General features: G+C 42.5%; 7 protein-coding genes. All 7 read left to right on the plus strand.

Going from position 1 to position 12,844, the window contains the following annotated elements; all coding sequences use genetic code 11:
• Window positions 1-83 precede the first annotated feature (83 nt).
• The 7 genes from BUA34_RS08745 to BUA34_RS08775 all read left to right on the plus strand — a co-directional run bounded on the left by BUA34_RS08745 (window position 84) and on the right by BUA34_RS08775 (window position 12,771).
• Complete coding sequence (locus BUA34_RS08745) at window positions 84-1,004, plus strand: hypothetical protein (RefSeq protein ID WP_072828421.1); 921 nt, start codon at window positions 84-86, stop codon at window positions 1,002-1,004.
• A gap of 114 nt (window positions 1,005-1,118) precedes the next feature.
• Entirely contained in the window at window positions 1,119-3,413 is a 2,295-nt protein-coding gene (locus BUA34_RS08750) for a DUF6055 domain-containing protein (RefSeq protein WP_254794399.1), read from the plus strand.
• Window positions 3,414-3,509: 96 nt separating this feature from the next.
• Window positions 3,510-4,979, plus strand: a complete 1,470-nt coding sequence (locus BUA34_RS08755) for a hypothetical protein (RefSeq protein ID WP_072828431.1) — start codon at window positions 3,510-3,512, stop codon at window positions 4,977-4,979.
• A 92-nt stretch (window positions 4,980-5,071) separates the two neighbouring features.
• Window positions 5,072-7,039 (plus strand): PEGA domain-containing protein, encoded by a 1,968-nt coding sequence (locus BUA34_RS08760; RefSeq protein ID WP_139255912.1) that lies wholly within the window; start codon window positions 5,072-5,074, stop codon window positions 7,037-7,039.
• Between the two features lie 13 nt (window positions 7,040-7,052).
• Window positions 7,053-11,030: a cadherin repeat domain-containing protein gene (locus BUA34_RS08765; RefSeq protein WP_072828435.1), complete on the plus strand. Its 3,978-nt coding sequence runs from the start codon at window positions 7,053-7,055 to the stop codon at window positions 11,028-11,030.
• Window positions 11,031-11,035: 5 nt separating this feature from the next.
• Entirely contained in the window at window positions 11,036-12,223 is a 1,188-nt protein-coding gene (locus BUA34_RS08770; protein ID WP_072828437.1) for a hypothetical protein, read from the plus strand.
• A complete protein-coding gene (locus BUA34_RS08775; protein WP_072828439.1) occupies window positions 12,220-12,771 on the plus strand; it encodes a TlpA disulfide reductase family protein in 552 nt (183 codons plus the stop codon). Before BUA34_RS08770 ends, BUA34_RS08775 begins: the two co-directional genes overlap by 4 nt.
• The last annotated feature ends 73 nt before the right edge of the window (window positions 12,772-12,844 follow it).

Below are 12,844 nucleotides of genomic sequence, written 5' to 3' on the forward strand. Positions count from 1 at the left end.
AATTTAGGGCTGTAATGAAGTTGTATATTTTTGTATAAAGAGAACAAATAAGCAACATTTATTATGCGAAGGATATAAAAAACATGAATTTCTCTTTGACTCCTATACGTACCGCACGTTTGATTGCATCTCTGATTGCAATCTTTGGAATGTTCGTTTTTGCTGTGGAACGCATGCTTACAAAAGTCTGCGTTATGGCAAAAGACGGCGTGCAGATGGGGCTCAACCGTTATTCCAATTCGTTCACGGGGCGCTTTGCAGCCGAGAATTTCTCGGATGACAAAAAACTCTTGGATGTTCTCCGTCAGGCGAATGAGCTTTTCCCGATTGCAGAGAAAGTCTCGCTTGCTTTGTTCATTATTTGCCTAGTTCTCTTTATAGTGGCTGCTTTTGGTATTGCATTCCCGAAGCAGTTCTGCCATGTACTTGTGGCGATGAAGCTCCTCAAGTGGCAAGACGGGATTGTTTTGCAGGATATGAAACTCTCGGGAACTCCGTCAGAGGGACCTCGCGTTTCTGATAAACTTAAGGAACTTTGCGGAAAAATTGCCGCTGCTGCGAAAAAAGTTCAGCCGAAGTACTGGATTTTTATCGGTTGCTCGCTTGTGTTTGTGCTTGTGCTCGTCTTTGGCGTGCGCGGTTGTTCGGCTCCGAGCGTTTTCGGCGGCTCGCAGGCTGTGACCGATGATTTGAACGGACAGACTTTGTACTATATCCAGGCGCAAAAGTCGTTCTTTGCAAAGACGAATAAAATTGGCGGTCCTAAAGCTCTCCAGATGCCTGATTCCTTGATTTCGGATAATTTTACGTATCGTGTGACGGGAAGCCGTTTTACGGCAACCTTGAACAAAAAAGTTAAGGATTGTCCCGCCGGCAGCAAGTGGATGGTGAGCTCTTCGACTAAGGGCTTCTTTACGGTAGACTTGGTGTTGTATCGTCAGGCTCCCAAAGACTCCAATTGCGTGTTTATCGCTCCCGATTTCAAAAATTTGGGAAGAAAGTAGCCTCAATTGAGTTGTCCCTAGACAACAATTTGCTAGTTGATTCTTGCACATTAGAGGGCGAGAATATATATTGGTAATACCTAGAATGTTCTAGGGTTGTTGATGGGTGGTGGTATGAAATTTCCGCAGTTAATCTGTGCCGCAGCAGTGTTGGCGCTTGCCGATGTGACCTGGGTTCCGCAGTGTGAAGATAATGGCTTTTCGCTGATCCGTTCTTCAGAACATTTTGAAGTTTGCAAAAAGCCGACGAGTGACGACGGGAAGGCGAATAATGTTTCCATTCCGACATCGGATGCCGAGGGTGTACTCCAATCGCTAGAGAAGGTGTATTCGTTTTACATTGATTCGCTCGGGTGGATGCTTCCGTTCCCGAAAAGCCCGGACAGAAAACTCAAAAGCAACATTTACGTGTTCGACAACTCTGTGATGGCGGCACTTTACGGTGGCCAGGATTACGTGAAGGGACTGAATAACGAATTTGGCCCCGGCATGTGGATAGGCGTTGGTTCCCTCAAGGATTATTGGGGTACGTCGCACGAGTTCGCGCATGGTTTGCAGGGCGTTGCCGGCTGGATGGGCAACAACAGCCATTCGGGATGGTTCGCCGAGAGCCACGCGAATTGGATGGCGCACCAGTACAATCCAAATGACGCTCATTGCTCGGAATATCTGATAAATTATTCGTATTTGTATTACGGTTCGACGCGTGACCGTTATTGCAACTGGCAATTTCTGGAACATTTGAAAGAAGAGTTTGGCGGTGGCTACAAGGGAGCGCACGAAGTCAACCGCATTTGGATGGAATCAATTCGCGATGGGGAAGATGGCCGCATGGAGCAGACTCCGTTTAGCGCGATGATGATGGTCTATGGCTGGTCGCTGGAACAGTTGAATGAACAGTTTGGCAAGTTTGCGATGAAGAATGCAACGATGGAATATGCGCCAGCAAAAAAGACATTGTACAAAAAATCCTGGGGCGATTACGAGTTTGCGACTCGTCGTACACACGATGGCTGGGGTGACTTGTATCGCAGACATTCTCGCGTGACCATGCTGAATAAGATGAAGTGCGAGGATGGGAATGTCGCGGGTGGCGAGGATTGCGCGGACCGCTATATTTCGCCGAGTTACTGGGCTCCGCAGCGCTGGGGCTATAACTTGGTGCGCATATATCCGGATTCGGCGGGGAAGGTGACGGTCAAGTTCCGCGGAATTGTGCAGGATAAGCCGACTGTCAATGGTTACACTTGCTTTGGCGACAATACGGACTATTACAAGGGCAAAACTTATAAATGGTGTAATTATGCACCGGACAAATTGCCGGATCCTGCTTCGGGTTGGACGGTTGGCTTGGTGGCGGAAGGTGCTGATGGCACGCCTCGTTACAGCGAAATGAAACACGGTACAGGATTTAATCTTGAAATTCAGACGAAGGCGAATGATAAGGCATTATGGCTTGCTGTAACAGCGACTCCGACCGAAATGCAGACGATTTTGTGGGACCAGTTCTATTACAGCATTTACCGCTATCCGTACATGATTGAAGTCGTGAACGGAACGCCTGAAGGCTATACGAAAGACTTTTGGAAACCGGCTGGCTTTAATGGAACAACAGCTTCGGGTTATTCGCAACATGCAAATGGTGGTGGCTGGGTCAGTAACAAGGCTAAAGTCGCTGCTACGGCATATGTGGGGCTTGATGCCGTTGTGAATGGCGGTACAGTTTCTGGCAACGCCCGAATCGAAGATTTCGCCGTTGTAAACGGCGGCACCATCAGCGGGAACGCCGTGGTGCGCGGGCGCGCTCTTGTGACTGCGGGCACGATTAGCGATGACGCCGTGCTTGAAGAAGATGCTTGGCTTGTGAGTGGAACGATTAGTGGCAAGGCCAAGGTCGGTGCGCTCTCGCTGATTGTGAATTCAACTGTGACAGACAACGCTCAAGTTTATGGCGTGATGTGGGCTGTTTCTGGCAAAAAGTTGAGTGGAACGGCGCAATTGCGTGGCGATCTTGAAAACAATTTTTCGAAAGAGCTTTCAAAGGGAATTTTCTATGGCATGGTCGATGACGGAATGCTTGATAATGCAAATTATGGTGCAAATTTGACGACTCCGCCAACGGAAGCGACTGCAAGTATCGAAAATGCAAAGTGGTATGCGATTGCCGAAGATTCTACGCAGACGGAACCGGGGCCTACGATTGTTCGCAAGTTTAATAAAAATCGCTTAGTTCCGACGATGTCTTCGCTAAAAATGCAAGTCTTTGACTTGAACGGTAATGTTGTTTGGAAAGGCTTGGCTGCAGATGCTCTTAACGATAATGGAACGCTCAAGCCTGCCCTCCGTCAAGGAACTTATTTGCTGAAATCCAGCGCTGGCTATCGCAAGGTCGTAAAGCGGGGAAGGTGATAAATATAGATTGAAATGTTGTTTTGTAGCGGTTTTATGACCGCTATTTTTTTATTTTATTACAGAATAATAAATTTTTTTATCTGTTAAGAACATATGAAAATTCTTGCGACTGTCTTGATTCTTTTGATGTTTGGCTTTTGCAATGCTATAGTTAAAATGCCTTCTTGGAATCCTAATTGGTGGTGGAAATCTGTTCTGCAAGATACAAAATTTCCAAATTTGAGTGAAAAATTTGTAATTCCGTATGTTGGAAAACATATGATGGTTGCTGGGCGCGAGTATAGTGTTCGTGCATTTTTGGAAATGATGAACGACATCAATACTGATGTTGTATCTGTTGTGCAAGGTAATATGGAAATAAATGATAAAGTTGTAAATTTTGATTTTGCCAATATAAAAAGAAGTATGGATACCTTGAAGGTTGTCTCCGGAATTGCGAAAGGTAAAAAAATAAAATCTTTATTATCTGCAGTAAATTTAAAGGTTAAGAGAAATGGGGCTGCAGATCCGTATGTAATTGATATTTTGAAATTGCCAAAAACAAATTTGAAAGATATTCAAATTTATAGAGATAATATTTCGATTGAATATTGCTTAAAGCCTGAAAAAAGAAATGTTGCTTTTGGTGGTATAAACGAAAAAACTGTCATTAAGTCCTTTATTTCTGAAAAGGTCCGCGTGCGTGCATATGATAGTACTCTAGAGACCGAATTTGACTGTTTCCGGTTGGAATTTCCGGGTATAACTGCAAAAAGAGTGATGGAGAAAAATTTGCCGGTTCTTATGAAAGGTGAATTTTTGAAGGTCTTTATAACAAGAGGAGATGTACAAGCTAATATTGATATGTCCGATCATGAATATTGGAATAGAAGAATTTTTGCTGATTATAAATTAAGTTATATAAAAATTCCGTATTTTGATGATTTAAAAGTTTCAATGATGAAAAAAGAATTCTCAATAGAGTATATATATTATATCCTTGAAGATTATACTTTCTTTTTAAGGCATTGTGTCTACGAAAGTCTGAATCGTGGATATGATTTTATTGATTTAGCTCAATTAGAGAGTTGCTTGGAAATTCACAGCATAAAATATCCTTTGCAAGATATAGGCGTAATACATAGCGATAGTATCGGTAATAAGGATTTGGATAAAAATGATTTTATAAAAGTATTTTATTCTGAACAAATGAACAAAAATAAAAAGTTTGAGTTGAATGAAGGACGTGATGTATTACTTTTTAAATTGTCCTTAACGGATATTAAATATAGGGGAAAAAGCGATAAAATAAAGTTTAATGTTGAAGACTTTGATATTGATGCTGATGCCTATATCGCAATTGATACTGGCCCGAATTTTATGGGGTGGCGCGTGTTAGGCTCAAATAGTTTTGTTGGACTAAGCGTAAGAATGTATGCTGATGCGCCTGAATTAAATTTTGGCGTGTTTAAAGGTACACTTGATAATGGAAAGCCCAAAACGAAAGGACGGTTTACTTATTCTGTGAATATTTGGCCGTATGCGGATAATCCTGTAGATGGCCCCGTGCTTGTTTATGAATGATTACATTATGGGGGTGTTTTGGTTGGAATTTCCTTTGTGATATGTAATATTTTTTTAATTTTTGAAAAAGAAATTTAAACAGGTTGGATTCGGTGAAAAAATTTGCAATTGCATTAGTGTTCCTTTTGCTATTCCCATGTTTTGTCTTTGCCAAATACATGGCTGTGCTTGAAACGCTTTCCCCAAATGACTTGCTCACAAGGCAAGAAAAACTCTATTTGACGGACATTCTGAGAGGGCAGGCTGTTCATATTCTCCCTGCGGAACAGAACTGGACTATCATGACGCGTGAAAATATTAATGTCATGTTGCCTCCAGGAAAAACTATCGAAGAATGTGAAGGCAGTTGCCTTGCCGAAACCGGAAAAAATATCGCTGCCGATTACGTGGCTCAGGCTCGCATTTCGCAGTTTGGAAAATCTTTGGCGATTAGCGCCGAACTTTACGAAACTGCAAGCAGCAAGCTCATTGCGAGTTTTGCGGGTAAAGGCGAAACAGTCGATGATATCGAAAAAATTATCAAGGAAAGTGCGCCCTCTTTTTTCAGAAAAGCTCGTGATAATGCTTTGAACGGAGTGGGATATGTAAGCACCAACAATGCGTTCTCGTTCCAGGGTTCCAAAAAATTTATTGTCGAAGTCCAGACGGAACCTGCTGGCGCAATCCCGACATTTGACGGTAAGGCCTATCCGCAATGCACAAGTACGCCCTGCAAAATTCAGCTTGAATCAGGCGAACACAGACTCCTTGTTTCAAAAGAAAGATTTGTTGATTTGGACACGCTTATAAACGTGAACGAAAATACGCAGACCATAAAGTTGATTCTTACTCCGAACATCGGCTTTGTCGATGTAGCTCCTCAGATATCTGAGGAATTCAAAAGTATTTCACCTGTTGCAGTGACCATTAATGAAAAGAGAGCTAATCTTGGCCGGAATGAACTTGTACCGGGAGTTTATGCTGTTCGCATATCGCACATCTGTTACGATCCTATCGAACTCAATGTTGCTTTGCAAAAGGGCGAAACTAAGGAAATCACAGATACCCTGAAACGCGGTGTTGGTGCGCTCGAATTGGATGCTGTGAATAATGGCGAACCGTTGGCTTTGCCTGTAATTGTGAACGATAGCGTCATGGGCACGACGCCTTTCTCGGGCGTGGTTCCGCTTTGTTCCAAGATTGAAGTTGAGTATGATAGTGTGCGCAGGGAAGTTCCTGTCAGCGTAAAATGGCACGAGGTTGTAAAGACAACCTTCGATGTAAATAGCCAGCCTGTAATTGAACAGCCGGTGGAGGAACCGCAACAAAAAGCAGATACTGCCTATGCGAAAGTGGATAGCGTCAAGGTTCCTGCGGACACGGTCAAGGATACTACTTCGACCGCTGCGTCAGTTCCTAGTGCTAAGCGTTTCTGGGGCGGTGTTACTGCAGGCCTCATCTATAATGATTTTCATAGCACGCATTTTGGCTTGAATAATATAAAGCATAGTTCCGAATACAATGTGTCCGTGAACGGCTCCGATGATCTCCTGAGCAATTTCTGGGGAGTCGGATTCAAGGCCGGCATGAGCGGTTTGTTTATTGCTTCACCGTATTTTAGCGTGCTTGGCGAATTCACGTTAGGCCTAAGGCAAGGAACCGGTGAAACGAATCTCTCTGTGATGGTCTCCAGGAAAGATTTCGAGAGCGCCCAAAAGCAATCCGATATGAAAATTGTATATAACATAAAGCAATTGAATATCGATATTCCTGTACTCGCTCGCGTCTCGATTCCCAAAGTGCTTTACTTTGAAGCGGGCCCCATGCTTTCGTTTAATGTCTATTCAAAAAGCAAAGTAGATGTCACTGATATTTATGGAACTCAGACATTCGAACAGAACGGCGAATTCAGCGCAGTCGAATTTGACATTGCTACAGGTTTAGGTGTCACGCGCAACATCGGCAAATATATCCTCGATTTTAATTTACGATTTGTAATTGGTCTGACTCGCATCAGTGATGGCGAGGACTCCCCGAAAACATGGCAGGGGCAGTTGAACGCAACTTATTGGTTCTTGTAGGGGAGGGGTGAATATGCAGTTTTGTAAGATGAATTTTAAAGTTTTGATTTCGGTTTTGGTTGGGTTTGCTTCGTCGTTTGCTGCTGATATATCACGTCCTGCACCCCAAAACGTAGGAACAGGTATTTGGGTCCAGCAGATTGGCGATATTGTGCCGCATGCCGGTGTTAAGGGAACGATATATTATACCAAGTACGAAAATAGTGATCGTATAAAAAGTGTCGACTACATGTATGATGGTGCGGGGTATTTGCAAATAAACATCGAAAGCAAGGAAACCCTTTGTGCGTTGGAAGATGGAATCAAGGGTTCTGAAGGTATGGTACTCCACCCTGATGGAGACTTGTTGGTGGCTGGTATGGGCGAATACATTTATAAAGTAAGCCGTACTGCTAAGGAAATGGGTGAACAATGTCGTGTTGCTACATCGGAGCCCGTGTCACAACATGGTGGTTTTTGGCACTTGATGATGCAACCTGATGGAGAAAACCTTTGGGCAGCCGGTATTCCAGGGTATCTTTATCGATTCTCTACAAAGACCGATCCCGGTAACAGTAACCTTGCATCAATTGGTTATAAGGTGGAACTTGAAGCAAATGATGGTACAGATCCGGACCACAAAATGACAACCCTAATTTGGGATGGTGAAGGAACGGCTTTCTTTACATATTCTGACTATTGGGGAGGTGGCTGTTCTGTAGGTGGATATAGGGCCTGTACAGAAGAAGAACGAAAAAAAAACAGTTCGGAAAAATTTTATTTTGGTGTAATTACCGATACGACTTGGACGGAAGTGACCTCCGAAAACCAGGGCGAAATTGGTGGTGAACTTGGTGAAAATGTCATCACTAAGCTTGGAACCAAAATTTTGATTGATTCGTTGGAAGGGGCTCATGGAGGTGTCTATGACCCGTATTCCAAGACTATCTTTGTTTTCGGTGGTGCGAGAATTGTGCAGATTCAACCCTATCGTGAAGAGGGGCTTGTTAAAGCCAAGGTCGTTGCAATGATAGATATGCGCGAGGCTTTCTTTGAAGAAAGTGTAGTAAATCTTACTAAGCCGAGAACTTCAGGTGTTGGATGGCGTCTTGATCAAGGGGTTGTTGATGGCTTGGGGCATCTTTTTGTTACCTCTCATACCGGTCATTTGATTTTTGTAGACTATTCCTCTAATCCAAATAAAAGAATTGATGATAACATTTTAATTCATCTGCAGTGGATTGATAATTATCTTGATGGTTTGACTCTGTTGAATGAATCTTTGCCTGTTGAAACTTATGAGGTTTCTGAAAATATATCTTCTGGAGCACGCTTTGGTGAATTTTCCGCTTATGAAGATGATGCTTCTGGTGTGACTGCGCAATCTGTTTCAATAACAGATATGGATGATTGTACCCCTGAAACGAATTGCGCTCAAGATTTGTTTGAAATTGCATCAGCAATTGATGATAATGAAGATCCTATTTTGAACAAGTTTGTTTTTGTTACAAAGCAAAGCTTGGATTACGAAGCTTTATACAAAGCTAGTAAAGGTGATGCTGTCTTTAACATTAAATTGACCATAAAAGATGCTGAAGAAAACGAAACGGAAAAGTATGCCCGAATTAAAGTTACCGATGTAAATGAAGAACCGTACTTTACAATTACTACGGATGAAATCGAAATGGCTGAAAATACAACCGTGTCAACGGTTGCGATTACGTTTGAAGATAAGGATAAATTTGCAAATAACAATAATGAATTAGTCATTATCACTGATGATAGTGGTATCTTTGAAATAAATTCCGATGGTAAAATTCAGCTAAAGAAAGGTGCTGCACTTGATTACGAATCTAAAAATGAATACGAAATCACTGTGCGTGTGCGTGATGCCGGTGTGGATGGTGATGGAAATCTTCTTAATCCGAACCTTTATGAAGACAAAACATTTAAGATTACAGTTACCGATGTTAACGAAGAACCTGTGTTTGCTTATTCTTCATATGAATATTTTATTAGAGAGGATATAGATGTTGATGTCTCAAATCTTGTAGGTTCTGTTTCTGCTGTAGACCCAGATGCTGATGCCACGATTACTTATTCTCTTGATGGGGATGATGCAGCGTTATTTGATATTAATGCAAGTACTGGTGAAATTGTGATTAAGGATGGTACAACTTTCGATTACGAAACAAAAACTTCTTATGTTTTTGTAGTTGTTGCTTCGGATGGTAAATTTGAAGTCAGATCTCTTGTAACTGTTGAAATTGTAGACGTCAACGAAAAGCCGGTATTTGAAAAACCGTCTTATGAATTTACTGTTGAAGAAAATGCAGAGCAAACGGTTTTGGGTTCTGTTTCTGCTGTAGATCATGATGTTGATGGAACGGTTATTTATTCTCTTGTGGGTGATGAATCTGAATCGTTTGTGATTAATAAAAATACGGGTGAAATCACTACCAACGAGAACGTAACTTTCGATTACGAATCCAAGTCTTCTTATACCTTTGAAGTTGTTGCTTCTGATGAAATTCTTGAAAATCGCGTGCCTGTAACTGTTAATGTCGTTGATTTTCCTGAATCGCCAATTTTCCTGGAAGACATCACGACTGTATTCTACATTGATGAAAATGCATCTTCTGGCACAACGGTTGGAACTGTAGTTGCAACAGATGACGATTGCAAGGGTGATTTTATTGAGACCTGTGCGTTACCGACTTACATGCTTTCGCCATTTTTCGGCTACGAAGAATACGGTGATTTGTTTACCATTGGTAGTGGCGGAACGATTAAGCTAGCTAAAGATGGTGCCTTGGATTATGATGTGAAGAATGTTTATGAATATCATGTTCTTGCAACAGATGGCTCGGATGAATCACTTACATATTCTGTTGATATCACTATCAATGTTCGCAAGGTAGCGCATGAACCCGAGATTGCTGATGATGGCCATGACTCCTATAATGTTGCTGAATCTGCTGATGGTAGTAAAACATCAACAGGCTCAGAAATCGCTTGCTACGTAGTGTCGGACAAAGATCCAGGTCAAGTTGAAAATCTTTCTGCTTCGTTTACTGACTTGGGTAGTACAAAGGCCAATAATTTCTTTAAAGCAGAAATCAAAAAAGTTGGCTCCATATATAAACTTTGCCTTGTCGTGAAGGATGGCTCTAAGCTGGATTACGAAACGGTTGCGCACACCCATAAGGTCAAAATTTCTGTAGTTGATTCTGATAATAAAACAGCTTCACTTACAAAAACAATTAATATCACTGATGTGAACGAGAAACCCTCGATTTCGGGAAGCCCTACCAATTTCTTCTACGAACATGAAGGGAAGAATCATTTGGTGGGTCAGCTTTATGCTGATGATCCAGATACGTCAAAAGCGTTTACGGATAACATTTTTAAAGCCGTGGGTGGAGATACCGACTTGTTTATGATTACCGAAAATGGTTTAATCAAGACAAAACGTGATTTTGACTTTGAAAAAGAAACGCGTTTTTCGTACACTCTTGATGTCTCGTTGTACGATAGGAATACTGAAAAGTATCCGGACTACAAATCTTCTGCAAAGGTGCTGATTTCGCTTAAGAATTCACCGAATGATCCGGTGGAATCTAGCTCCAGCAAGGTTGTTTCTAGCAGCTCTGCAAAGCCTGCTTCGAGTTCTAGCAATTCTAAGCCGGCTTCCTCTAGCAGCAAAACGGTCGCTTCAAGCTCTAGCAAGAATATTGTAACGCCTGAATCAAGCGTGTCTTCGTCTAATTCCAATGCGTCTGATTATGGTATTCCGACATTCCATGTTCGAGTGGTTGCTCCGTTCGAATTTGAAATCGTTATGGATGAATCCTTGCCGAGACTTGCAAAACAATATGCCGTTATGGATATGATGGGGCATGTGATTTCTACGGGTGAGTTGAGCGACAAGGATACTCGTGTGAAGGTTTCGACGCGTGGTGCGTATGTCGTTCGAGTTGGGCTTGGCTATAAACGTGTGAATGTGAAGTGATTACCATGAAAAAAATTATATTTGCCAATATGAATTCTTTAAAGTTTCTGTTTTGTGGTGGCTTGATTTCACTTTTCGGTTGTGCGGGGAGTGACTATACTGCCAACAATAAAGTGAATGTGGGGGCGGATGAGGCTCGCGCTAGGGCCGCTCAGGCTTATGACGAAATGGAACCGGTGCCGTCATCATCTTCGCAAAAAAGCGAAGCTCAAGGTGTTGCTTCGAAAGTTGTTCTGCAGACATCGTCTGTGTCTAATGTTTCGCTTTCGGAACAGCTTCAATCTTATGCTTGCCCGAATGTAGATGATTTACGCGGTATAGGTATTGCCGATGATGCTGGTGCCGCTTTGTTGATGGCTCAAAAGGACATTGCTGCAAAAATCCAGTCTGTTGTGGTTGCTCAGACGGAACAAACTCGCCAGTCGAATGTGGATGCTGCAGGCAATGAAACTTTGGCATCTTCATTCGAGGCAAAAACGAAGGTGATTACGCGTTTGCAAAATGCCCAAGATGCAAAGGCTGTTGCTTCGTTGAACGTGGGCGGAAAAAATGGCGTAGTTGCTTGTATGCAACGCTCTGATGCCGCAAGGCCGTTTGTCAAGGAATCTTCGCTGTTGCAGGATTCTGTGGCTCTCGCCATCAAGACTTTTGAAGAACAGAAACACCCGATTGTTAAGAATAAAGCGTTTAAAAATGCTCGTGAAGTTTATGTGCGCTTGCTTGCGGTTGAGGATGTTCTTCATGGCCTTGGCGTGAAATCCGAAAAAGATATAAAGCCTGTTTTCGATGCCGCTCAGCAGAAGTATAATGACTTCCGTTCAAAATATGCTTTTTATTATCAAGAAGAAAATGGTGCGGATGAATCTGTAGAACAGCGCCGTTCTGTGTTTGAACGTATTTCGGCAAAGTATCCGGTGCGTGCGGCAGAATGTTCTGAGGGCGGACTTTTGTTAAAGCTGAATGTCTCGCCTGCACAATGTATTGAAAAAAGTCTTGGACTTTCTTGCACGGCTACGTTGACTCTGAATGGCTCGAGTTGTGATGGCGAATCTTACTTTAGCGTAAATGGTAAAGTAAAGGGAAATGGCCGCTACGACAAGAGTGAGGCTTTAGAGCGTTTGAACCAGAACATTTCGAATGGTGATTGGTTTAACGACTGGGCAAAAGAATTGAACAAGTGGAGATTGGAATGATTCGTATTTTGTTTCTTGTTGCCTTTTTGACTGCATCGCTCTCGTTTGCTGCACCGGCTTCGGATTCTGAAAAGTCGCGTAAAATTGAATTGCCAAAAACGATTTCGGATTCGTTGCCATGGTTTGCTGTTCGCGAGTTCTCGGAAAGCATGGTGCCGTTTACACGCGTGCATTTGCAAAAGCTTACCCAAAAGAGTGAACGCACTGCTCTTGTTTATTTTGCAACGTGGTGCATTCCTTGTAGAGTTGGTGTAAAGCGTTTGGTCGAAAATTATGATGAGCTCAAAAAGAATAACGTTTCCGTAGTGCTTGTCAATATTGGCGAACGTGATGAAGGGGCCATTAAAAAGTGGATACAAAAGTTGAACGCATCTGTATTCACAGTTGTAATCGACCCGTTTAAGCGCCTTACGGAAGGCTTTGGTTTGGTCAAAGAGAATGAAGAAATCAGCCTTCCGAAAACAATTGTGCTTGATTCTAAAATGAAGCCGTTATTTATGCTGAGCGAAGAAGGAGAGGACTGGCCTCAAGTTCTTTGGGCTAAGTAAAACGAAAAGTTTCGGTAATGCAAAAGCCCCGGATTAATCCGGGGCTTTTTGCTTTTTGGATTCTATCGCCTCT

Source organism: Fibrobacter sp. UWB12 (assembly GCF_900142485.1).
Lineage (GTDB): Bacteria > Fibrobacterota > Fibrobacteria > Fibrobacterales > Fibrobacteraceae > Fibrobacter.